General features: G+C 58.1%; 18 protein-coding genes, 2 tRNA genes and 1 pseudogene. 11 read left to right on the forward strand and 10 right to left on the reverse strand.

The features are described from left to right. Nucleotides 1-32: 32 nt before the first annotated feature. Complete coding sequence (locus tag ACP5OT_RS07890) at nucleotides 33-497, reverse strand: zinc ribbon domain-containing protein (RefSeq protein WP_428113385.1); 465 nt, start codon at nucleotides 495-497, stop codon at nucleotides 33-35. Nucleotides 498-715: 218 nt separating this feature from the next. On the opposite strand from ACP5OT_RS07890, the gene ACP5OT_RS07895 reads away from it, so the two are divergent. Further along, the gene (locus ACP5OT_RS07895; protein WP_428113383.1) at nucleotides 716-1294 is read left to right on the forward strand and encodes a hypothetical protein; all 579 of its coding nucleotides are present in this window, start codon (nucleotides 716-718) and stop codon (nucleotides 1292-1294) included. An 87-nt stretch (nucleotides 1295-1381) separates the two neighbouring features. Here ACP5OT_RS07895 and ACP5OT_RS07900 read toward each other — a convergent pair whose 3' ends face one another. Genes ACP5OT_RS07900 through hisC form a run of 5 tightly spaced genes read right to left on the reverse strand, consistent with a single transcriptional unit; the run spans nucleotide 1382 to nucleotide 5158 of the window. Then, on the reverse strand, nucleotides 1382-2365 hold the full coding sequence (locus ACP5OT_RS07900) for a PrsW family intramembrane metalloprotease (protein ID WP_424675570.1): 984 nt from the start codon (nucleotides 2363-2365) through the stop codon (nucleotides 1382-1384). Next, a complete protein-coding gene (hisB, locus tag ACP5OT_RS07905) occupies nucleotides 2362-2958 on the reverse strand; it encodes an imidazoleglycerol-phosphate dehydratase HisB (RefSeq protein WP_424675605.1) in 597 nt (198 codons plus the stop codon). Before hisB ends, ACP5OT_RS07900 begins: the two co-directional genes overlap by 4 nt. Continuing rightward, nucleotides 2951-3277, reverse strand: coding sequence for a nucleoside triphosphate pyrophosphohydrolase family protein (locus tag ACP5OT_RS07910; RefSeq protein ID WP_424675571.1), 327 nt, complete (start codon nucleotides 3275-3277; stop codon nucleotides 2951-2953). Before ACP5OT_RS07910 ends, hisB begins: the two co-directional genes overlap by 8 nt. After that, nucleotides 3274-4056 carry an inositol monophosphatase family protein gene (locus tag ACP5OT_RS07915; RefSeq protein ID WP_424675572.1) on the reverse strand — a complete coding sequence of 261 codons (783 nt, stop codon included), beginning with the start codon at nucleotides 4054-4056 and terminating at the stop codon, nucleotides 3274-3276. Before ACP5OT_RS07915 ends, ACP5OT_RS07910 begins: the two co-directional genes overlap by 4 nt. Beyond that, nucleotides 4049-5158: a histidinol-phosphate transaminase gene (gene hisC / locus ACP5OT_RS07920; protein ID WP_424675573.1), complete on the reverse strand. Its 1110-nt coding sequence runs from the start codon at nucleotides 5156-5158 to the stop codon at nucleotides 4049-4051. Before hisC ends, ACP5OT_RS07915 begins: the two co-directional genes overlap by 8 nt. A 149-nt stretch (nucleotides 5159-5307) precedes the next feature. Between hisC and fabF the strand changes: the two genes are divergently transcribed. From fabF to ACP5OT_RS07940, 4 genes and pseudogenes are all read left to right on the forward strand, one after another. Then, on the forward strand, nucleotides 5308-6723 hold the full coding sequence (gene fabF / locus ACP5OT_RS07925) for a beta-ketoacyl-ACP synthase II (protein ID WP_424675574.1): 1416 nt from the start codon (nucleotides 5308-5310) through the stop codon (nucleotides 6721-6723). 81 nt (nucleotides 6724-6804) lie between these two features. Beyond that, complete coding sequence (holB, locus tag ACP5OT_RS07930) at nucleotides 6805-7827, forward strand: DNA polymerase III subunit delta' (protein WP_424675575.1); 1023 nt, start codon at nucleotides 6805-6807, stop codon at nucleotides 7825-7827. Between the two features lie 29 nt (nucleotides 7828-7856). Continuing rightward, nucleotides 7857-10679: pseudogene (locus ACP5OT_RS07935) on the forward strand (Eco57I restriction-modification methylase domain-containing protein); the annotation flags it as partial. 445 nt (nucleotides 10680-11124) lie between these two features. Next, the gene (locus tag ACP5OT_RS07940; protein ID WP_424675576.1) at nucleotides 11125-12018 is read left to right on the forward strand and encodes a thermonuclease family protein; all 894 of its coding nucleotides are present in this window, start codon (nucleotides 11125-11127) and stop codon (nucleotides 12016-12018) included. Nucleotides 12019-12290: 272 nt separating this feature from the next. On the opposite strand, the gene ACP5OT_RS07945 is transcribed toward ACP5OT_RS07940, so the two are convergent. The 3 genes from ACP5OT_RS07945 to ACP5OT_RS07955 form a co-directional block, all read right to left on the reverse strand. Further along, nucleotides 12291-12364: transfer RNA gene (locus tag ACP5OT_RS07945), tRNA-Gln, on the reverse strand. 3 nt (nucleotides 12365-12367) lie between these two features. Further along, a tRNA-Leu gene (locus ACP5OT_RS07950) sits at nucleotides 12368-12454 on the reverse strand. 73 nt (nucleotides 12455-12527) lie between these two features. After that, the gene (locus ACP5OT_RS07955) at nucleotides 12528-14651 is read right to left on the reverse strand and encodes a cyclic nucleotide-binding domain-containing protein (protein ID WP_428131847.1); all 2124 of its coding nucleotides are present in this window, start codon (nucleotides 14649-14651) and stop codon (nucleotides 12528-12530) included. A 172-nt stretch (nucleotides 14652-14823) separates the two neighbouring features. Here ACP5OT_RS07955 and ACP5OT_RS07960 point away from each other — a divergent pair, with 172 nt between their 5' ends. The 6 genes from ACP5OT_RS07960 to ACP5OT_RS07985 all read left to right on the forward strand — a co-directional run bounded on the left by ACP5OT_RS07960 (nucleotide 14824) and on the right by ACP5OT_RS07985 (nucleotide 20521). After that, the gene (locus tag ACP5OT_RS07960) at nucleotides 14824-15582 is read left to right on the forward strand and encodes a YebC/PmpR family DNA-binding transcriptional regulator (RefSeq protein ID WP_424675578.1); all 759 of its coding nucleotides are present in this window, start codon (nucleotides 14824-14826) and stop codon (nucleotides 15580-15582) included. A 24-nt stretch (nucleotides 15583-15606) separates the two neighbouring features. Then, complete coding sequence (gene ruvC, locus ACP5OT_RS07965) at nucleotides 15607-16101, forward strand: crossover junction endodeoxyribonuclease RuvC (RefSeq protein WP_428131849.1); 495 nt, start codon at nucleotides 15607-15609, stop codon at nucleotides 16099-16101. A 91-nt stretch (nucleotides 16102-16192) separates the two neighbouring features. Further along, nucleotides 16193-16879: a hypothetical protein gene (locus ACP5OT_RS07970; RefSeq protein WP_428131851.1), complete on the forward strand. Its 687-nt coding sequence runs from the start codon at nucleotides 16193-16195 to the stop codon at nucleotides 16877-16879. Between the two features lie 122 nt (nucleotides 16880-17001). After that, on the forward strand, nucleotides 17002-19068 hold the full coding sequence (locus ACP5OT_RS07975; protein WP_428131853.1) for a molybdopterin-containing oxidoreductase family protein: 2067 nt from the start codon (nucleotides 17002-17004) through the stop codon (nucleotides 19066-19068). Between the two features lie 207 nt (nucleotides 19069-19275). Then, nucleotides 19276-19917, forward strand: a complete 642-nt coding sequence (locus ACP5OT_RS07980) for a family 16 glycoside hydrolase (RefSeq protein ID WP_428131856.1) — start codon at nucleotides 19276-19278, stop codon at nucleotides 19915-19917. Nucleotides 19918-20041: 124 nt separating this feature from the next. After that, complete coding sequence (locus ACP5OT_RS07985; RefSeq protein WP_428131858.1) at nucleotides 20042-20521, forward strand: hypothetical protein; 480 nt, start codon at nucleotides 20042-20044, stop codon at nucleotides 20519-20521. Nucleotides 20522-20602: 81 nt separating this feature from the next. Here the strand turns inward: ACP5OT_RS07985 and ACP5OT_RS07990 are convergent, their stop codons facing one another. Continuing rightward, the gene (locus tag ACP5OT_RS07990) at nucleotides 20603-22297 is read right to left on the reverse strand and encodes a lipase family alpha/beta hydrolase (protein WP_424675585.1); all 1695 of its coding nucleotides are present in this window, start codon (nucleotides 22295-22297) and stop codon (nucleotides 20603-20605) included. Nucleotides 22298-22613 lie beyond the last annotated feature (316 nt).

Genomic DNA, 22613 nt, shown 5'->3' on the forward strand with positions numbered 1-22613 from the left:
GGCGGTCTGGGATCATGCCCGATCACACACTATCACCCCACACGTGTGCCACAGCTTGGGCAAAAGATGGCATTACCCGGCATCACAAAACCACACTGCCCACAGATTTTTGATTCGGTGGCCGGCTTGGGAGATGATGCTTCGCTGATCGGCACCGATTGTACGGTAGGTGACGTAATTGGTGGCGGTGTCGTTGGGGTTGGTTCGACGTATACCTCGCGCTGGGCCTGCTTCAGCTCTTCTTCGCGAGTCACAAGCGTTGCCCGCAGTTGATCAATCGTCGTACTCAATTCGGCCAGCGAAGGTGCATGAATCTGGCCTGCGCGCTGTAAGTCATAGGCGCGTTGGCCCAATTCCATAAGCTTGAGATCGATTTGACGGCGGAGTTCATTAATTTCGAACTGTAAGCGCGTCGTTTTTTGGAATTTCTCGGCTTCGAATTTTGCGCGGTCGGTGACCTGTGAAAGCGTTTTGCCGATTTGATTGAGCAGTCCCATCTGCTTCTCCTTTCGCACCGGTCACGAGCATCATTATTGTATCATGCTATCTTGCCATGCCACTGCTTTGACGATGTAGCTCATCAGTTGGATGCAACCGACTCCGTCGGTACAGCGTAGTCCTAACCAAAAATCAACCTGTTGTACTATAGACGGAAGAGCGAAGCATCTACTACGATAAACTGTAGTGGCCATCTCCCACCAGTGCGAGGTCTACCGTGACAGCCATAACCTTACAAACTTCTCCCATCGAATCTCTCAATCAGATCATCGCGCTCCTTCAGCAGCTTCGCCATCGGTTACCGTTTGCTGACGAGGAGCTGGCTCATCATGCGCACTTGCAGGCAATTCTGGCAGAGCGGCAAGAGCAGAGCACTGCGGCATTGGCGGCATGGCGGTCGGCGCTGGCTGCACGTTGGGAGTGTGAAGTACGTGCGCAGCGTCTTTATACCCGTGTGCGCCGGCAAGTACTAACCCTGCCTGACGCTAAGAAGGCCTATGTGCCGCTGTTTGAGTCTGAGGTGGGTTCAGGTACGCTTACGGCTCAGGATTTGCTGCGTAGTCTGCACCGATTGACTGCCGTACTGAGCCTCATCCAACCGCAACCACCGTTTGCCGAGCAGGCGTTAACCGATCTGAATGCGATAGCATCTGAATTGCAAGCAGCCATCATCCACACTGACCGCTGTGACGAAGAGCGACGGCGTATTCAGGCGGAGCAGCGATTGTTGCTTGAACTGTGTCACCGGGCGTACCAGCGTACTCGGCATCGGATTGCCGAGCATTTGAGTGAATAGGGCAACTCAAAGCTTCATGAGGATGTGGAAGCCTAGCGGAGGTTTCGCCACGCTCAGCCAGCCGTTGCTATACGTGCCCTCCTACGGCTACGCCGGCACTTCCGGCGCCAATTGCGCAATTTCGCGACGTAGTTGTTGAATGCGTGCCATCACATTCTGTCGATTCCCAACACCGTTGAGCAAGTGATGCTTTTTGTGCGCCAACTCGGCACAGGCCTCGTAGAAGCGGCGTGCAGCAGCACTACGCACCCGGTTACGAAGCTGACCGCTGAACGATTTGGCAGCATGATAGTGAGCCGGCGAGATGAGACCGACACTCACCTCTTCAGCAAGGTACTCGGCAATATGCAGTTGCTCGCGCCGAATTTCCCAGAGTACTAAGCCCAACACCACAATCCACGACACCCAATCAACAATCAGAGTCACGCCGAGACCGGTCAATCCAAATGTGCCGGCCAGCACGACCGCCATCGTGTTATGCAAAGCGTGCAGACAGACGGCCAGCAGCCAACCGGCAAATGGTGAGATAATCCGCACCGTGCGGTTGGGGTGAAGGCGCGACATTGCGAGGCCTAAACCAATCCACGCCGTGTAGACGGCATGTCCCCAACCACCCAAGATGACCCGCAGCACAAACAGGGTGATCAAGCCACCGATCCCACCTTCAGCGTACCCGGCAAAGTAGAGATACAGCACGTTTTCGGTGGCGGCAAAGCCAAGAGCGGTGATCGCTGCGTAAAGCATCCCGTCGAGGCGCGAGTCGAACTCTTCGGGGAATGCCAGCATGATGATAACAACGGCTAATCCCTTCAAACTCTCTTCGACCAGCGGCGCGAGCAAGGTGGTACCTGCGACCTCTGCCGATGCTTCCCCGATAAACATCGCCAGTGAGGCTTGGGCGAGGCCCGTCCAGACAATGGCGCCAAGAGTTGCGACAAACGCTCCCCAAAAGAAAGCGCCGAACAGAAGCCGACGCGGTTCTTTTTCAAATCGGTCGAGCCAGTAGGCAATCGTTGCATAGATAAATGCCGGCACGAAGCTAAGGATGGCAGCAGCTAAGAACCCTATCATAAAACGCCCTTTGTGCTGGGAATCGTACCACCAAGCCTTGGATCGTAGCGTGTAGCTGCGTCAAGCGCCCGTCCACACGCTTTGAACAGAGCCTCGATCTTGTGATGGTCGTTACGCCCGTACAAAACTTGCGCATGGAGATTAAACCGGCCGTTGAAGGCAATGCTCTCGAACAGATGACCGATGAGGTCGGTGCCGAGCTGACCAACGCGCGGCGTGGCAAACTCGGCCTGTATAACACAGTAGGGACGGCCACCCAAATCAACCGCGACAAGGGCTAATGCTTCGTCCATCGGTACAAAGCTGTGTGCGGTACGCACAATCCCGGCCCGTGTCCCTAGCGCCTGATCAAGAGCGCGCCCCAAACAAATACACACATCTTCGGCGGTGTGATGTTCATCCACATGCAAATCGCCGTGTGCGCGAACGGTAAGGTCGAAGAGACCATGCTTGGCCCACAGGGTGAGCATGTGGTCGAGAAACCCTATTCCGGTCTGAATATCGGCCTGCCCACTACCGTCAATCGTCAATGTGAGCGTAACACTCGTTTCGCCGGTGGTTCGCTCGATGGTTGCCCGGCGGGCATCACTCATTGCGCTGTTGGCTTCGTTCACTACTAAATCCCTCCGGGTAACGGCGGCGCAGTTTTTCGATATTCGCTGCCATTACCGTGCTTAATGACGTATCAAGCGCATCACACGCCAGCGCTGCGTACCATAACACATCGCCTAGCTCTTTCATCATGGCCTCGCGGTCGAGCGGGTGACCGTGGAAGAGATGCTTTTTGACGGTATCGGCTACTTCTCCCGCTTCACCGGTTAAGCCGAGCGCCGCCTTGGTCAATCGCTCTTGCCTACTGAGTCCGGCAGCCAGCGTTCGCAACGCGAGCTGCTGATATTCATCGGCGTTCATGCCTCCTCCTCAGAAATAAGCGCCAACAATTCGGGTAAGACGTGACGGTTGCTTCCGATCCCTTCCTCATTGTAGATCGTCGGTACGCCCTGCCAGTCGGTGTACGTACCACCGGCCTCGCTCAAGATTGGGAAGAGAGCGGCGGCATCCCAGACATTCATTACCGGATCGAGTGCCACTTCGGCCCGCCCGGTAGCAACCAGCACATACCCATAGCAATCGCCCCACGTCCGAAAGAGACCGGCCCGTTCGATGATCCGTCGGAAGGCAGCGGCTTTGCCGTAGCGCTCGTAGCCGTGAGCCGTCGTACCGACGACCAAACTCTCACGCAGGGCCGTTACGCTGGAGACACGACAGGGGCGACCGTTCCAATCACACCCCAATCCTTGCGCAGCCGCGACCGTCTCGGCCAGTGCGGGAATGTGGATCACACCCAACACCGGCTCACCGGCGCGGAGCAATCCGATCAACACACCGTACAGCGGTACACCGCGGACAAAACTCTTGGTCCCGTCGATAGGGTCGAGCACCCAGCGGTAGGTTGCATACTCACTGCCGGTCAAGCCATCTTCTTCGCCGAGTACCGCGTGATCGGGATAGGCAGCGGTAATGGCGGTGCGCAGATACCGTTCGGCTTCCCGGTCGGCAATCGTTACCGGTGACGCATCGGCTTTCCGCTCGATGGTCACCTCTTGCTGAAAGTAACGTAACGTGATCTGACCGGCTTCATACGCTATCCGACGGGCAAACGCGAGCATCCGTTCGAGCGATTCACTCATTGGTCACCTCGGCGAGGATGGCGAGCAAGGCATCGGTTTGATCCGGCGTCCCGACGCTGATCCGAATATACCCATCGAGCAGTGGCGTGCGGTAGTGACGTACCAACACGCCCCGCCGTTCAAGCGCAAGCTTGAGTTCACGCGCATCACGGTCGTTTACCCGACAAAGGATAAAGTTGGCTGCGCTGGGAAAGGGCGTCAGGCAGGCAACCTCACTCAAACGGGCAAACAACCGTTCGCGTTCGGCGACGATAGCTTGTACGCGCCGGCGCAGCTCGGTTATGGTGTTGAGGGAAGCGACTGCCGCCGCTTGAGCGGCCACCGATACATTGTAAGGTTGTTTAATCTTCCAGAGCTGTTCACTCAGCCAGCGTGGAAAGAGACCGTAGCCGACCCGCAATCCGGCGAGACCGGCCCATTTGCTGAACGTTCGTAAGATGACCAGATTCGGGTAATCATCGAGAAGATCGCTGGCCCCAATCGGCGCATGGTCGGGTTCGGCAAACTCAACATACGCCTCATCGACTACCACCAAGATCGGTAGTTCGAGGATCCGCAGGAGATCGGTGCGGGGGAGCGGATTGCCGGTGGGATTGTTGGGGGCAGTGAGGAAGATCGCTTTGGCTCCCTGCGCTGCCGCGCGTTCGATAGCCGGCAAATCAAGGCTAAAATCAGCGCGACGGGGTACGCTGATCACCCGCCCGCCACAGATACCGGCATCAAATCGGTACATGCCAAACGTCGGTGGACAATCGATAATCGCATCACCGGGATTAATGATGAGGCGCAAAACCAAATCGATCAACTCATCGGCGCCGGCCCCGCAGAGAATCTCCTCAATTGGGCGACCGGTATAGCTCGCGAGGGCGCTGCGTAACGCCGTTTGTTCAGGATCGGGATAAATGTGGTACGTTGCCGTCCGGTGGATGGCCTCCAGCGCCGCCGGGGCGGGCCCATACGGATTTTCGTTGGCATCGAGCTTGACAATCTGTTCGACCGGCAGGCCGAGCCGAGCGGCCAATACTTCCAATGGCACGATTGGAGTATACGGTTCGAGATCGGCAATTTCGGGACGAATAAGTTGTGATAACACAGGTGTCATAATAACTCCGCGGGATAAACCCGGATAGCATAACGCACTTGTGCCATTCATTGTAAGCCATCACAGAGCAGTGTCAACGATATGTCTTCGCAGGTAGTGGGGCATGGTATAATTCAAGTCTTGAATTGTTAAGATTGATGGAGGATCGCATGACCCCGCGAGCACAGGATCGGCGCGCAATGTTGCGGTCTGAACTGCTCGGTCTGGTGCGCGAGCAAGTGACGGACGAAGCTATCGAGTCACAGATCGAGACGTTACTGGCCGAGATATTGGCCGATGATCCGACGGTTGAGCCGCAACCGGTTGTGATCGACCAACAGCCCCCCGATCAGCGTGTCGTCGTAACCGGTATTGGTGTGGTATCGCCATTCGGGGTGGGGCTTGAGCCATTTTGGTCGGGGTTAACGGCGGGGCGCAGTGCGATCGGACGGATTACTTTTTTTGATCCGAGCAGCTATCCTTGCCAAATTGCCGGGCAAGCTAACGATTTTCAGCCGCAAGCGTTTATGGACGCCAAAGAGGCTCGGCGGATGTCGCGGGCGAGTCAGATGGCGGTGGCCGCCGCGCGTATGGCCGTCGAACATGCCCACTTACCGTTAGAACGAATGTACTGCGATGAGGTGGGTGTGCTGATTGCGAGCGGTACCACCTCGATGCCCGACGTTGAACAGGCGGCAGCGACGTTGCTTCAGCGCGGTGGGATGAAGATTAGTCCTTTTTTTATTCCGGCGGCCCTGCCCAATATGCCTGCCAGTCAGGTAGCGATCCAGCTTGGTTTGCGCGGCTACACGACGGCTATTTGCACCGCTTGCGCCGCCGGAGCGCAGGCCATCGGCGAAGCGGCAGCGGTGATCCGACGTGGTGATGCTGAGGTGATGTTGGCCGGTGGTGCCGAAGCGCCGATTACTGCGCTGAGCTTGGGGGCGTTTTGTGTGTTGCGCGCGCTGAGTACGCGCAGTAACGATGACCCGGCACGAGCATCACGCCCATTCGATGCACTACGTGATGGTTTTGTTCCCGGTGAAGGTGCTGCTGTGCTGGTGCTCGAACGGCTTAGCAGTGCCCAACGGCGCGGAGCACCGATCTTGGCCGAGCTGATTGGGTATGGCGTCTCGGCGGACGCTTACCACGTCACCGCCCCCGATCCCAATGGTGAGGGTGCTGCGTTGGCGATGCAGCGAGCCTTGTATCACGCCCGTATCTCGCCACAGCAGGTCGATTACATTAACGCCCACGCTACCGGCACTCCCACCGGCGATATTGCCGAAACGCGGGCGATTAAGCAAGTCTTTGGTGAGTATGCCTACAGTGTACCGATTAGTTCGATCAAGTCGATGATCGGGCATCTAACCGGCGCAGCCGGCGCGGTGGAGGCTGCCGCTACTATTTTGGCGTTGTATCACGGTGTGATACCACCAACGATTAATCTTGAATACCCCGACCCAGCGTGTGATCTCGATTATGTGCCGAATGTCGCCCGCTCGGCAGCCTTGCAAGTGGCAATCTCGAATTCGTTTGGGTTTGGTGGGGTGAATGCGGTGTTGGCGTTTCGTAAAGTGATATGATGGGTGCAGATGTGGGTTGCCGCCGGTTCGGTATGCTCTGCAATGAGTAATCCTCCATCAACCCCTCCGATGCAGACGAATATGTGGCATATCTACGGGCATGAATGGGCGATTGAACAACTGCGCAGTAACATTCGCACGCAGCGTGTAGCGCATGCATACCTGTTCGCCGGGCCGTCGGGTATCGGTAAATCGTTGTTAGCGTTGCGTATGGCGCAGGTGCTGCTCTGCGAACGCCAGGATGGTGACCCATGTTTGCACTGCCGTACCTGCCGGCGGATCGAGCACGGTACCCATCCCGATGTGCGGGTAGCCGGGATGGCAACGCAGGCCGCCGCAGCGAAGGCTGATGAAGCGACCCGGCAGAAGGAATTAAAGATCGCGACCATCCGTGAGTGGCAACGAGATTTGGCTCTCCGTCCGTTTGAAGCTCAACGGCGGGTGCTTATTCTCCACGACGCCGAACGTCTCAGCGAAGAAGCTGCGAATGCGATGTTGAAGACGCTCGAAGAGCCACCTGATTACGCCACCCTCCTGCTGGTGGCGCACAGCAGTGAATTGATCCCAACGATTGTATCGCGCTGTCGGGTGTTGCGCTTACGCCCCTTACCGCGCGCGCAGGTAGCAGCCGCCCTCCAAGCGCGTGGTGCAGCGCCTGCACAGGCCGCCGAACTGGCTGCATGGAGCGATGGCCGTGTGGGTTGGGCCATCAGTATACTGTCCGATCCCGATGCCCAAACTGCGCGCCGTGCCCAACTGACCGAATTGATCACCCTGTCTCATCAAGATGTGGGTGCCGGCTTGCATTGGGCCGAGCAGCGGGCCAAGGAATATCGGGCCGGTGACCAAGAGACCGTGTTGGCATGGCTAGAGTTGTGGCAGCGTTGGTGGCGCGATGTCATCTACACCGCCGCCGGTTGCGACGAAGCGATCACCAACATCGACCGCCGCGCCGAGTTACATGCCGTAGCCCAACGAGTCACACCCGTCGCTGCCTTCACCTTCTTGCAACACCTCATCACCGCCGCGCAGCAGTTGCGCGATAATGTGAGTCCACAATTGGTGTTCGAACATTTGATCTTACACCTGCCACGCTTGCAGTAAACCGAGCATCTTCATCGGCGGTATGATAGAGCCTGCTCGACTACCACCCCGATCTCGCCGACGATGGCCGGCGTCTGACTTTTTCCTTCACCGCCGGTTCCGAACGGAAAACCACCGGCTCATACTACACGCCGCCGGAATTGGTGCACGAGGTTGTCGAGCAAACCTTGGCACCGCTGATCGCTGACCGCCTGCGCTCGGCGTCAACGCCCGTCGCCAAACGCGCCGCCCTGCTCGATCTGCGCATCCTCGATCCCGCCTGCGGCTCCGGGCATTTTTTGCTCGCCGCTGCCCGCACCTTGGGCCGGGTCGTGGCCCGTCTTGATGCGCATGGTGATGAACCGTCACCCGATCAGGTGCGCCGCGCCGTGCGTGATGTGATCGGTCACTGTATCTACGGCGTTGATGCCAACCCACTCGCGGTTGAGTTGGCCCGCGTTGCCCTTTGGATCGAAGCCCATGACGGTGGCAAACCGCTGACCTTCCTCGACCACCGCATCGTCTGCGGCGATTCCCTGGTCGGGGTGCGCGACCTCGCCGTCCTCGCCACCGGTATTCCCGCCGGCGCCTTCGACCCCGTGAGTAGCGATGTGCGCACCGTGGCCCGCGCCGTTGCCAAACGGAATGCCGCCGAACAGGCCGGGCAATTGGGCTTATTCGATGCCCCACCGTCGCCCGACCTCTCCGCGCTGGCCGCACTCATCCGCCGCATCGATGCCATCGCCGATACGACCCACGCCGACATCCGGCGCAAACAGGAGCTGTTTGCGCAGATGCTGCAACGTGCCACGACCCTCCAGACCGCGTGCGATCTGTGGACGGCGGCGTTTTTTCAACGGCGCACGACGGACACCTCAGAAACGGCGTGGATTACGACCGCAGCGGTGTGGGCGACCATGGCCGGCCATGCACCACCGGCTGCCGTGGCCGCAGCGCAGGAATGGACCATTCCCACCCCGTGGCTGCATTGGCCGCTCGCCTTCCCCGATGTGGTTGGCGACCGCGGTGGCTTTGATGTCATCCTTGCGAATCCGCCGTGGGAACGGATGAAACTGCAAGAACAGGAGTTTTTTGCCGCCCGCGACCGCACGATTGCCGATGCACCCAACGCCGCCGCCCGCAAACGTCGGATCGCCGATCTACCCCAGACCAACCCCGCCCTCTGGCAGGCCTATCGGGACACCCTGCACCGCACCGAAAGCATTGGCCGCTTTTTGCGCCAGAGCGGCCACTACCCGCTGGCCGGACGCGGCGACATCAACACCTACGCCGTGTTTGTCGAACGTATCCGCAGCCTGCTCCGCCCAAGCGGTCGGGCCGGGGTGATCGTGCCAACCGGGATCGCCACTGATGACACGACCAAACATCTGTTCAATGATCTGGTGATGCATGGGCAGATTGCCGGAGTCTTCGATTTTGCGAATCGGGAAGAGATATTTACCGGTGTTCATCGCAGTTACAAGTTCTGCATCCTCCTGCTCGGTGGACGGGAAGAACCGGCAGCGGCCTTTCCGGTAGTCTGCTTCGCGACCCATCCCAACCACCTGCATGACCCGCTGCGGCGGTACGAGCTAACGCCCGCGGCTATCACCCGCGTCAATCCCGCCACCCGCACGCTCCCCATCTTCCGCACCACCGTTGACGCTGCACTCACCCTCGCCATCTACGAGCGAGTGCCGGTGCTGATCCCGCCTGAAGCGGGGGATGGTGCACTGACCACCGGCTGGAACGTGCGGTTTTTGAGTATGTTCCACATGGCCAACGACTCGCACCTCTTCCGCACCCGGTCCGCCTTGATGGCGTCAGGGTACCGGCTGGTTGGGAACCGGTTCCTTCCGCCGACGCCGACCGCCGACGAGTATCTGCCGCTGTACGAAGCCAAGATGATCTGGCACTACGACCATCGCTTCGGCGACTATGCCACCATCACCGAGCGTTCGAGTACTCAGCTCCCCACACCAAGCGCGGCCCAGCACGCCGATCCGACCTTCGTCGTCCAACCGTGGTACTGGGTACCGGCAGCGGAGGTTGCCGCACGTGTGCGCGGATGGTCGCATCGCTGGCTGCTGGGGTTTCGCGATGTGACCAACGCAACCAATCTACGTACCGCTATCGTCAGTTTTGTCCCGTGGGTGGGAGTGAATAATAAAATGCCCCTGATCATGTCAGGGACCGATCCTGTCCGAATCACGTGTCTGATGGCCAATCTCAACGCACTGGTGTTCGATTTCGTTGCTCGGCAAAAGATAGGTGGAACGTCGTTAGGTTTCTTCATCCTCCGCCAACTCCCCGTCCTCCCACCGGACGCCTACACCACCGCCGATCTGATCTTCATTGTGCCGCGGGTGCTGGAACTCAGCTACACCGCGTGGGATCTGGCCGCGTTCGCAACCGATGTTTGGAACGGGGCCGCTGCACCGGTGCAGGCTGCGATCCGTGTCCAATGGGACGTGAACCGCGCCGTCACCGGTGGCGTCGATCCAACTCCGCCCACCTGGGCCGACGCAGCGCCGTTCCCGCCCTTCCGCTGGGACGACGCACGACGGACCGTGCTCCGCGCCGAACTGGATGCCTACTACGCCCGGCGCTATGGTCTCACCCGCAAACAGCTCCGCTACATCCTCGATCCCGCCGACCTCACTCCGCACGAGTTGGCAACCATCCTCGACCCCACCGAGGAGGTGACCGACCCTCTGGAGCCGACCGGCTATGCGGCACGAGTATCGGCCAGCACCTTCCCCGGCGAGACGTTCCGGGTGTTGAAGACCACCGAGATCAACCAGTACGGCGAATACTGGACACGCCGCCTCATCCTTGAGGCATGGGCACGACTCACCGACTGCGCGGCGTAATCCGGTCGTTGGGGTTGCGTCGGTGCGGATGCACCACGCCAGACCGCCTCATGCGCGGGGGATCGCACCTGGGGTTGGTGGAGGCAGGCGGCTCCCGTACCGGTCAACCGGCAGATGTACCGAGGAATCGTGAGCGCCCGGCGCACACTCCCGTGCGTTGCACGGGCAGTACCCCTGTGGAGATTAGCCCTCCGGCGGCACAGCGTCGTGCCGGTCGCCGATTATCCGGTTGATGCTTGACTATTGACAAATACTTCTCGATGTGATATAGTACAGCGTCGTGCCGGTCGCCGATTATCCGGTTGATGCAGCACAAGTCAAGCCTGTCCTCTGCGAACATGGTTTGAGAATGGTATAGTGATCAAGCCGAGGGGTGACTCGTTCGTCGAAAAACTATTCCTCGCCGTGTCACTTCTACCATCTATCAACGTCATAGGAAACGATCATGCGACGCATCACCCACTTCATCCTCGCAACACTTGGTGTAGTAGGTGGCATTATCCTGTTCGCTTCAGTCCTATTACTGCTCGACAACCTTTTATTCGGATCGGCGGCCACCCAAAACCAAATAGCGGCGGCACCCTCACCCATCGTCACCACCGAACCGACCCAAGTGCCCGTGACACCATCTGCCACACCTAAGCGACCCACCATCACCCCAACACCACTGCCTCCCACGCCCACGGCGTCGTCCATCCCCCTTCCCTCACCTACAGCAGCGGCACCGCCCATCGCCGTTGCGTGTTTGGCCGACCTCTCGTGGGAACCGGCCACCCTCGTGCGCGTTATCGATGGCGACACCATCGATATTCGGATCAACGGTCGTGAGGAGCGTGTCCGCTACATTGGCGTTGACACCCCCGAGCGAGGGCAGCCCTGGTACGACGAAGCGACCCAAGCCAACCGCCGCCTTGTCGAGCAAGAACCGCTCTTGGTAGCCCGCGATGTCAGCGAGCGCGACCGGTATGGCCGTTTGCTTCGCTACGTATTCGCCGGCGATCAGTTTGTTAACCTGGTGTTGGTTGAACAGGGCTTCGCCCAAGTCGCCACCTTTCCGCCCGATGTACGTTGCGCCGAAACCTACCTCGCCGCCCAACAGCGTGCCCGCGCCGAAGGCGTTGGGCTATGGGGAACCACCGCCGCACCGGCCTCCAGACCAACCGCCGCACCGGCAACCGGCCAACAATGCCACCCGGCCTATCCCACGGTCTGCATCCCACCACCGCCACCCGATCTCGATTGCAGCGACATCCCCTACCGCCGGTTCCAGGTTGATCGGACATACGGTGATCCCCACCGCTTTGATGGCGACCGTGACGGAATTGGATGTGAGCGATAGACGCCGGCTTGCCCGCCGTATCTGTATAAACCGGCGCGCACCGGTTCACCCACAGCGTCCACACCTCTCCGGCGATGGCTCCAACCGCTATCGAGCCTTCTACCGCTCACCTCCGGCAGGTGGCAGGGAATGACCACGCGGCCCGGCGGACACGCTGAGTCGTCGGGCAGCTCCGGCAGGCGGCAGGGAACGACTACCCGGCACCGAGACATAGAAATAACAACCCCTTCTTCACACCATTGTGAAGAAGGGGTTTTCGTTAAGCGGTATAGTGGCTGGGGGACAGGGATTCGAACCCCAACTACCTGATCCAGAGTCAGGCGTTCTACCATTAAACTATCCCCCACCGTGGTGCCGAAGGTGGGATTTGAACCCACACGAGGTCACCCTCACTACGCCCTGAACGTAGCGCGTCTGCCAATTCCGCCACTTCGGCATGGCCCGGTGTTCAACGCAGGAATTATAATACTACGCAAGGCTCACTTTGTCAAACATTGTCAGACCAATCTTCAGCGATCTATCGTTTGCAGGTGCATGAGCAAATCGGGATAATTCAGATAAAATCGTTGCAAAGCCACCGCAGTAATTTCCCACACCACACTATCGGTCACCGCAGTGACGGTCAATCGGTATGGTTCACCGCGCAACACCGACCGCATCCCAAAACAATCACCGGCCCGCGTACTCTCACCGGTAGTACCGTCATGAAACGCCAGCCGGCCACTCACCAGCAGGTAGCCGATAGTCCCCCGCTTACCTTTGCGGCACAACGTCGTCCCTGCCACCACGCTCCGCGGTGTGAAATCGAGGGCCAGATCGAGCAGGTTTGCCCACGGCAAGGAAGCCAGTGCCGGTTGTTGCCAAAGCCACTCGGCGCGGGTGAAGGCCTCGTGGAGACCAAGCCGGGCTGCAACGGCGGCGAATACGTCGGGTGGAATCTGCAATAATTCGACGTCGCTATGGGCCACCATCGTGCTTGTGCGCGGCTCTCCGATCAAAGCGCCACGCTCGCCCATGCTATTGCCCCGCCCCAAGAAGCGCACCGATTCGTTCGCGACAATAATTTCAACGACGCCACGGTGAATCACATAGGTATAACCATCCGACTCGTCACCCTCATAGGCGATCATCGTCTTGGCCGGATACGTCACCACCAGACAGCGGGCTGCCAAATCAACCCGTTCGTGGACCGACAAACGGGCAAAGATCGGGCAAATCGTCAGCGTTTCAAACCGTTGGCGCTGTTCATCATCGACCACAACCTCGCCGATGCCGACAATGTGCCCACTTTTGGCAATTTCCACCCGCCCTGCCAACTCCCTACTCATCTCCAGATCGCGCCGGCTGGTATGAGCCAACACGAGCCGCCGGCTCTTGGTACTGAGATCACGCAGCAATTGCGCCGTCGGTGTGGTGTGAATAGCACCGCCACCCATGTCGTGGACTAACACCTCTGCCCCCTCCGCAAAGCGGCGTAGCTCGGCCAACCGTGTTGCACTCAATTGCCCCTGTCGGTACAGATGCGCTAGCCATGCCTCATCGTAGCGCATATCGCCCGAATAGCTGATTCCCCCAACCCGTACCGCAATTGTCGGGATCGAATGCACCGCATACGTCGCCTCAAACCGATAGCCGTTTACTTCCAGCGCCTGGCCGGGATCGAGCGGAAAAAAGTCAAACAACTCGGCGACGGCTGCCGGTGCCAGATCGAGCATCGCTCCTAAGACCCGCAGTAAGGAACGATAGATCGGTTGCGCGGTAACCAACCGCACGCGCTTCCCACCGGTCAAAATGAGTTCGGGTAGACCGGCAATGTGGTCCTCGTGCAAATGCGAGATAACGACCAGATCGATCTGACGAGGGGAAAGGCCCAGATAGGCCAACCGCACATTCAGATAGGCAGCCGCATCGAAGAGCAGCGGCTGGCCGGTGCCGAGATAGGCCAGAAAACAGGTCGTGATGCCTGTCGGATCGAACCCGTCACTCCCCCCGATAAACTGCAATGTAATCGTTTGGCGCAACAGTGGTTGTGGCGGAGCGACGGTCAATGGCAATGCGACGCCGGTGATCGCCGTCGGAATGCGGGCGACCTCCTGATCATTCTCTAGAAACAAAAAGGTATCGCCGTCGTACACAATTTGGGTCGGGCCAAGATCACCACCACTCGTTTCAAGGGACACAATCGTCACCATATCATCGATAGTGGGTACTCGCCCCAACGGTGGGTAAAACGCGACTGCCTCGCATTCTCGTTTCAACCAATCGTTTGGCCAATCGCTCGGCTCGGTCGGCCCACTGAACGTTTCCCGCAGAAGGATGGATAACCGCTCGGCTTGAGCTTGCGTCACTGTGATCAGCGTAACCTGCCGTCGTTGACCGAAGAAGTTGGCGTAGATCAAAAATTCAACGCTGGCATAATTGATCCCACGTCTCACAAAACCGTGCGAACCGAGTTCACTGCCTGCCGGAGCATCGGGTGGCAAGAGCACATATGCCGGTGGGGTGAAGCCGTGGGCGAGGAGAAACTTCAAGCTCTCTGGCGGACTGTTCACCAATACATCGCCGGCTGCTGTCTTCACGAAGTAGATGTCATTTGGCAGACTCCACACTCGATCCGTTGCCAAAGGTTTCATAATCGCTCTCCCACCGCGCCTATAGTTATAGTGCTTATGGTATCAGGACGGTTCGTGTGCTCAGCAAACTCGTTCTTTGACAAGTAAATGTACTGCACGAATCTATCCGGCCATCAGACCATGCTATAATTGACCACAGTATAACCTTCTCTGATTAAGGAGGCTAGCTGTTATGTCCGGCCATTCAAAATGGCATACCATTCGGCGCGCGAAAAGTGTCAATGACCAGCGGCGTGGTCAGCTCTTTACCAAACTGGCGCGCGACATTACGATTGCGACCCGTGAAGGTGGCAGTGGTGATCCCGATCTCAACTTCCGCTTGCGGCTCGCCATCGAAAAAGCGCGCGCCAACAATATGCCGAACGAGAATATCCAACGTGCTATCGAGCGTGGGTTGGGTAAATCGAACGAAGCTGCTATCGAAGAGATCTTCTACGAAGGGTACGGTCCCGGCGGTGTGGCAATCCTCGTCGAAGCCGCTACCGATAATCGCAACCGTACTAGCTCGGATGTGCGTGCAACCTTTAACAAGAACGGTGGTAGCCCCGGTGAACCCGGCTCGGTGTCGTGGATGTTCGAGCAGAAGGGCCTGATCACGGTAGACCTGAGCGCTACCAAGCGTGATCCCGATGAGCTGCAACTCCTTGCTATCGATGCCGGGGCCGACGACGTGATCGTCGATGACGAGACGCTTGAGATTTACTGCGAATGGACGCAACTGAATGCCGTTCGTCAAGCTTTGCTCGATCAAGGAGTGTCGATCAGCAATGCTGAAAAGATTATGCGCGCCAAAACTCTGATTCAACCCGATGAAAAGGATGCACTGGCGGCGCTGCGCTTGATTGAAAAGCTCGAAGACCTCGACGACGTGCAGAAGGTCTATTCTAACCTCGATATTACCGCCGAGCTGGTGGCACGCTTCGATTCGTGACCGGTGGTTTACTGTAGGAGTGTTGTGCGCGCACTAGGGATCGATCCGGGAACGGCAACTATGGGTTGGGGTGTGGTTGAGCGTGATGGAAATGCGCTCCGCTTGGTCGATGTCGGCGCTCTCACCACACCCGCCGGTATGCCTCAACCCGAGCGGTTGTTACAGCTTTACAATGGGCTGCGGGCCATTATCGAACGTCTCCAACCCGATACGGCTGCGGTTGAAGAACTCTTCTTCGGCAAGAATGTTAATACGGCGCTGACTGTCGGGCAAGCCCGTGGTGTCGCGTTGTTGGCGCTGGCGCAAGCCGGGATTCCGGTGTGTGAGTATAAGCCAACTGCCGTCAAGCAGGCGGTTGCCGGCTATGGTGGTGCCGATAAGCGCCAAATGCAAGAGATGGTGCGGCTAACACTTGGTCTGGCGATGGTGCCGCGCCCTGATGATGCTGCCGATGCTCTGGCGATTGCAATCTGTCATGCCTATACCGCCCCGACGTTGCAACGGTTTGATGTGTCGTGATGGAGGTGCGGTGAGTGCAGCCGGTTTTGTCTGTCATCGCCGTTTATCTTCACCGTGATGCCCCTCACCGCGTTCGTCTCGCTACATGTGTATGACTTCTCGTCGTCGTCCTGGCGCTTCCGCCGATTTTGAAGAGATTCGTCCCAATCTCTTTCTCATTCACAATCCGGCGCTTGGCCCCGTCTTGCGCGGCGAGGGTGAACGCGACGGATTCCACTTTCGCTTAACCTCTCGGCGACGGGAAGGGTTGCTTGGTCGCCTCGCCAATCGTGGGTTTGTTACCCTGACGATTGCCGACCGCATCGCTGCTCTGCCTACGCCGCCGATAACAACACTTGGCCCGCTTCATCGCTTGTCTATCGGGCCGAAGCAGCAACTGGCCCTGCTCGATCTCGCTGCGCCCAACGGTTGGCGTCTGGTATTACCGGTGAACGGTGTCGTCGAACTACCCATCGGCAGAATCGTGCGTTACCGTCGCGGACGTGGCCCTGTTGAATACATGCGCATCACAGCCGGTGGCTGGCAGTATCTCCCCGCCGATGATGCTCTGCTCCTCGCATACGGCCAATTGCCCCGCCCATCGTTCCTTCGGTTAGTACCCGATGATGGCGGTGTCGCCATCCCTACGCTGCCATTGCCGACTGCCTACCGGCAAGTGTTGGGTCAGATTGCCCATCCCCATCCCACCGGCTGGTTGCTGACGAATGATACAGAGCGTGCATTGGCGACAACTCTGCTGGCTAAATTGGGTGTCACGGTGGTCACGCCCGAGGGCTAACCAACGGCTTCTCTAGCGGTACCCTGTTTTGGTGCAGGGTGTTCTCGGTATTGTACTCTACGAACTGTATGCCCCCTTGGTTGGTGCTACAATAAGAGCGATAATGTACCGAGGAGAAAGTTATGACCACTACTCTGATACGTGGTTGCTGCCCACACGATTGTCCCGATACCTGCGCCACGATTACCGAAGTTCACAACGGCCGCGCAGTCGCATTTTACGCCGATCTCGATCATCCGATCACCCAAGGTTGGCTCTGTGCTAAAGTGCGCCCTTACCTCGAACGGGTCTACAGTCCGGATCGATTGCTTTATCCATTACGGCGTATTGGTCCCAAAGGGAGCGGACGGTGGGAACGAGTGAGCTGGGATGAGGCTATCGCAACGATTGCCGACCGCTGGCAAGCGATCATTGCCGAGTACGGTGCAGCGGCGATCCTGCCCTATTCCTACAGCGGCACACTCGGTCTGCTTCAGACGGCCATCGTTGATGCACGGCTGTGGAACCGAATGGGTGCGAGCGGTCTTGATCGCACGATCTGTTGTGCTGCTGCCCACGCTGCGGTCTATGCTACCCTTGGTGCTCGTCGTAGCCCGGATTACGACGATCTACTGCACAGTCGTCTCATCATTATCTGGGGACACAATCCGGCCAGCACCGGTCCTCATGCTATGCCCTTTATCCGGCAGGCCCAACGGGCCGGTGCGTATGTTGTCGTGATCGATCCGCGCCGCACGGCTACGGCCCGCTCGGCCGATCTCCATATCTCGATCCAACCGGCCACCGATGCCGCACTGGCCTTAGGGATGATGCACGTGATCTTTGCCGAACATCTGCACGATGAAGCGTGGTTGGAACGGTACACGGTTGGTTGGCAAGAGTTGCGTGTGCGCGCCGCCGAATATGATCCTGAGCGCGTAGCTGCAATCACCGGTGTACCCGCGGCAACGATTATCGAATTGGCCCGTCGCTACGCGACAACCAAACCTGCCATCATCAAGACCGCCGATGGCATCCAGCGCCATCAAAACGGTGGCCAAACGTTCCGCGCTTTGCTCTGCTTACCGGCGGTCGTTGGTCAATATGGGGTGCGTGGTGGTGGCTTGGCCTACTCGACCGGTGGCTACGCGACATGGGACGGAGAAGCAGTCGGACATGCTTCCGAATGCCCGCCAACGCCACGAGTGGTGAATATGAACCGACTGGGCGCAGCACTCACCGGCGAAGTGACCGATCCGCCGATTATGTCACTCTTTGTCTACTGCGCCAATCCGTTGACCTCTTCACCCAACGCCGGCTTGATCGAGCAAGGCCTACGGCGCGACGATCTCTTCACCGTTGTGCATGACTTGTTCATGACCGACACCGCTCGCTACGCCGATATTGTCTTACCGGCGACGAGCCAGCTCGAACATCTCGATCTACACCGTGCCTATGGTCATCGTTACCTCACGCTTAACCAACCGGCGATTGCACCGTTGGGCGAAGCAAAAAGTAACTGGGACGTGACTCGCTTGCTGGCAAAGGCCATGGGCTATACCGAACCGTGGTTACACGAGAGTGCTGAAGAGGCGATTCGGGGCGTGCTCGATGCCTCACGACGACGTAACCCGTTTTTAGCCGGGATTACTTACGAGCGACTTGTGCAGGAAGGTACAGTGCGGCTAACCCTCACCCCCGCAACCGAAGTGCCGTTCGCCGATGGTCATTTCCCCACCCCATCGGGCAAAGTCGAGCTGTGGAGTGCAACCATGGCAGCACAAGGGCTTGATCCACTACCCCAGTACGAGCCACCTGCCGAGTATGTAGCCCATCCGATAGCAGAGGGCTGGCTCACCCTAATCTCGGCTGCACCACATCACTTCGTCTCGTCGAGTATGGCCAATCAGCCGAGTCTCCGCGCGAAAGAAGGCCCTCCCACTCTCGAGATCAATCCCGCCGACGCCGTAGCCCGCGGTATTCGCGATGGCGATGAGGTTGTGGTCAGCAATGCACGCGGTTTCTGTCGCCTCCGTACTGTTGTCAGCGACAACGTCCCACCGGGAGTCGTCTTCGCCACCAAGGGACACTGGGCCAGTTGTTCACCCGATGGGCGTAACGTCAATTGGACAACTCCCGACGCACTCGCTGATCTTGGTGGCCAGAGCACATTCCATAGCAATCGAGTACGAGTCGTGAAATCGGCATAGGCCGTACCTTTACTACACAGTGAATAGCTCGCCAATGCGACCTACCACCGGTGTCGCACCGCGAAGGCATCACAAAGACCGGCTGTCATCTATCCGTTATCTCGACTGCTGCGACCACGCTTCCGCCATCCCTGATCGGTCGTTCACCTATCCTGCACAGGAGGTATCACAATGTCAGGTGTCAAATGAAGCGGCGCCGGTCAATCAATGACTGAACTCGGCATTCTCATCGGTTTAGTAGCAGCCGTCGTCATCGCCGGATTAACCATGACCGGTGAAGGAACGCGCGATGCACTCTGTCAAGCGGCGAATGCCTTCGGGGTCACGTGCGGCGATCTCTTGCGCGACACCTTTGCCACCCTTGATAACTGGTCGATCCACCACGGACGTTGGCAACTTCGTGATGGTCAACTCTGCATCGACGGCCCCGGTCGCATTTATCGTCCCCTCGACCGACACGACTACATCATCGAGGTGGATATGGCTCGCATAACCAGAGGTAACGGGTACGGCGTCTTTTTTCGTGATTCGGGTGGTGAAAAAAATAACGGCTACTCGTTCCAGTACGATCCAGGGTACGGTCGCGGCGCATTCATCATTTGCAAATGGGTCAATGGCAACGAGCTATCAATGCCTATTGCTCGCACCAATGCACCCCTCAACTATGACTGGTATGGTACTGATCGTCGAGTACGGATCGAAGTTCGTGGTGATACCTTTATCGCCTACATCGACGGCCAACCGGTTGTGCAAGCACGAGATAGCAGTTTTGCCGGCAGCGGCATCAGTTTTCGGAGTTGGGATAATTCAAGTACGTGCTTCGACGATCTGACGGTACGCCGCCCATAAGCGAGTTGTTATTCTCACAGGAGACTTCTGATGAGTACATCGAACATGCTTGCCACTACTCGATATACCTGTCATACTCAACCACAACAGCTTCTTTGGGAAAAAAACTTCTGTATGCGCTGTCATGTCAAAACCTTTCACGCCGCTCTGGAACTGTGCTTCCCTCGGTGATCAGCCCTCACCACCAGGCAATCCGGTCGATCCCGACTACTATGTGAACTGGAAACCACCGCTCATCTCCCCCGGTCAAGGGCAGCGGCTGGTTCGGATCGCGATTATTGTGCTCGCAGTAGTGTTAGTGATAATGAGCGCAGTCGCGTTGTGGCGCAGCAACCTTGTCGCACTACCCAGTGGTCGTGGCGAGAACATTGGCCGGGTCGTCGCACCCACGGCTGGCGATGTCGTCTTCACCCTCGCCAACCCCACCGAAATACCGGTTGCCGCCGACGGTAGTTTCACTCTATCGGATGTACCATCGGGTCGCCAGATGTTGTACGTAGCATTGTCAGGAGTCGCTTGGGAAATACCGGTAGATGTGCCAAACCAAGGCGTGGTTGATGTCGGCGTAATCACCGTCGAAGTCACCGCCGAACCAATCCGTTGATATGCAATCCGTGACCCCACCCGACACCCATGGGCCGCGCGGCTGTGCATCTCCCCACCCGGCCGTGCAGCCCTGTGATTGTCATTCCGCGTCTCGCACCATCTCAAGCGCACGCACAATTGCCAATGCTCGCTCATATTCATCGCCGATCAACGTTTGACACAACTCGATCAAACTGTTTATCATCTGCCGGCGCTGATCTGCCGGCGCCGCCATCATCGCATGTACCGCTGCCTCATCACCCATTACCGCACGACGTAATCGATCATCGGCGACCGGTGTTGCACCGAGCACTCCGCCTCGCTCACTTATTGCCGTGCCCAGCCGGTTGATAGCCGCCATCATCGTGCGTTGAGCGTCGAAACTCATGCGCGGTGGCTCGTCGGCGCTGCGTACACTGATGGTGTAAAACAGGTCGCTCTCCCGGCTAATCTCACCCTCGACGGTGGTAATAACCGGCTCTGCCGTCGCAGTTGCCCCGATACCACCGAGTACCGGCGGTTCACCCATCCCACATAACATCGCCCCCACCGCAAAATGGCCGTGATCGGTACCATGCACCGCAATCTGATAATCGCCGGCAGTGGGATAATCGATCACCACCAAATTGAGTGCTTTGCCCTCGTGACCATAATTGCGCCCACGCATCCGCCGCCGCCGCATCTTTCTCATCACACTGCTACCGAGTACTCCTACCGGTGCGAGAGGTTGACCGGCAGGCGCTTCAACTTCAACTTGAATCGGTGACGCAGTCATAATCACTAACCGCGGTGTGGGCGGTATCGTCGTCGCCGGTGCTGCTCCCAAGACGGCCGGGCTGACCTCCAATTCCGTGCAAAGCAGCCCAAGTACCTGTGGGCTATCGGGCAAAGCGCCATGGCTGACCGGCAACGGCGGCAGATTGTTGGCATTCGGTACCGTCGCCATCCGTTGCAAGACGGTACCATCGCCTTGTGCATCGTATTGGCGGCTCAGCGGTGCGCCATCGGCGTAGCACAAGCTGTGATCGGTGGGTGGTGGCCCCACCAGTATTGTGCTGAGCGTGTTAAAGCCGGTCCCCGTAATTGTGGTTACCGGCACTCGTTGGAGCAGCGTTGCAATAGCTTCGGGTTTATTTGCCATCTCACCCCACCAGTTCCGGCTCTCCATAGTGCTGATCGGCTTCAACTGCGGTGGATTACCGGTGAGCAGATAATCCTCTATCGGCAACAGATCACGCACACCGGGTACTTGTGTTTGGATCGTCTTTACCTTATCGAGTTCGGTTTGGTAGGGGTGAATGTGGCGCAGATACCACAGATATACCGCAAAGATCGTGCGCAACGTCTCGTCGGCGTGCGGTTCGGCCCCCGCCCAAGCGGTGTAGGCCTCTGCCGAGCCGCGGTGTGGCGTGCCCAAGGTGATCAGACGGGCCACATCGTTGCGTTTGGGATATTCGGGAGACTGAATGTAACTGCGGGCCACTAACCCACCCATACTGTGACCGATCAGAATAACCTTGTTGGTGTTAGCTGCCTTCTTCGCTTTATCAATCCAGGCGGTGAGGTAACGACGAGCACTCTCCTCAACCGGCTTACGCCAGTCGTAAAAGGCAACAAATAGATCGCGATTGCGGCGATAGCCGACTTTGGTAAACGTTTGCAAGAGCGTTTTTCCGTAGTTGACGAAAGGCGGAAAATCCCATCCGCTCAACGTCGGGCCGCGCCAATCGAGCAATACCGGCAGGTTGAATGAACCGGTAAATCCGGGAATGAAGATGATAGGGAAACGTTCCATAAGAATGCCTTGCTCTACGTAGAATGACAAGTGGGGTGTAACATATTGGATCGAACGCCTGGTTGCGCATAATGGGGTGCTACTTCAGTATACGCTGGTACATCGGGAAGTGCAATAGGCTTCCTCAAGTTTCCTCAAGTTCGGGCAAGAGTTAAGACAGGGACAAGCGCCGGTGCCGTGATGGTGACCAATGCAAGCACCCCCTGTCATTTCGAGCCCCCCTGTCATTTCGAGCACCCCCCTGTCATTTCGAGCCCCCCTGTCATTTCGAGCGCAGCGAGAAATCCGCAAGATTTCTCGGGCGCTGGCGCGCCCT

Source organism: Chloroflexus sp. (genome assembly GCF_049970315.1).
Taxonomy (GTDB): Bacteria; Chloroflexota; Chloroflexia; order Chloroflexales; family Chloroflexaceae; genus Chloroflexus.

What these genes read in the sequence shown, in the direction of transcription:
- ACP5OT_RS07890 (WP_428113385.1), bottom strand. Translation starts at nt 497, where the DNA reads ATGGGACTGCTCAATCAAATCGGCAAAACGCTTTCACAGGTCACCGAC.
- ACP5OT_RS07900 (WP_424675570.1), bottom strand. Translation starts at nt 2,365, where the DNA reads ATGATAGGGTTCTTAGCTGCTGCCATCCTTAGCTTCGTGCCGGCATTT.
- hisB (WP_424675605.1), bottom strand. Translation starts at nt 2,958, where the DNA reads ATGAGTGATGCCCGCCGGGCAACCATCGAGCGAACCACCGGCGAAACG.
- ACP5OT_RS07910 (WP_424675571.1), bottom strand. Translation starts at nt 3,277, where the DNA reads ATGAACGCCGATGAATATCAGCAGCTCGCGTTGCGAACGCTGGCTGCC.
- ACP5OT_RS07915 (WP_424675572.1), bottom strand. Translation starts at nt 4,056, where the DNA reads ATGAGTGAATCGCTCGAACGGATGCTCGCGTTTGCCCGTCGGATAGCG.
- hisC (WP_424675573.1), bottom strand. Translation starts at nt 5,158, where the DNA reads ATGACACCTGTGTTATCACAACTTATTCGTCCCGAAATTGCCGATCTC.
- fabF (WP_424675574.1), top strand. Translation starts at nt 5,308, where the DNA reads ATGACCCCGCGAGCACAGGATCGGCGCGCAATGTTGCGGTCTGAACTG.
- holB (WP_424675575.1), top strand. Translation starts at nt 6,805, where the DNA reads ATGTGGCATATCTACGGGCATGAATGGGCGATTGAACAACTGCGCAGT.
- ACP5OT_RS07940 (WP_424675576.1), top strand. Translation starts at nt 11,125, where the DNA reads ATGCGACGCATCACCCACTTCATCCTCGCAACACTTGGTGTAGTAGGT.
- ACP5OT_RS07955 (WP_428131847.1), bottom strand. Translation starts at nt 14,651, where the DNA reads ATGAAACCTTTGGCAACGGATCGAGTGTGGAGTCTGCCAAATGACATC.
- ACP5OT_RS07960 (WP_424675578.1), top strand. Translation starts at nt 14,824, where the DNA reads ATGTCCGGCCATTCAAAATGGCATACCATTCGGCGCGCGAAAAGTGTC.
- ACP5OT_RS07970 (WP_428131851.1), top strand. Translation starts at nt 16,193, where the DNA reads ATGACTTCTCGTCGTCGTCCTGGCGCTTCCGCCGATTTTGAAGAGATT.
- ACP5OT_RS07975 (WP_428131853.1), top strand. Translation starts at nt 17,002, where the DNA reads ATGACCACTACTCTGATACGTGGTTGCTGCCCACACGATTGTCCCGAT.
- ACP5OT_RS07980 (WP_428131856.1), top strand. Translation starts at nt 19,276, where the DNA reads ATGACTGAACTCGGCATTCTCATCGGTTTAGTAGCAGCCGTCGTCATC.
- ACP5OT_RS07985 (WP_428131858.1), top strand. Translation starts at nt 20,042, where the DNA reads ATGTCAAAACCTTTCACGCCGCTCTGGAACTGTGCTTCCCTCGGTGAT.
- ACP5OT_RS07990 (WP_424675585.1), bottom strand. Translation starts at nt 22,297, where the DNA reads ATGGAACGTTTCCCTATCATCTTCATTCCCGGATTTACCGGTTCATTC.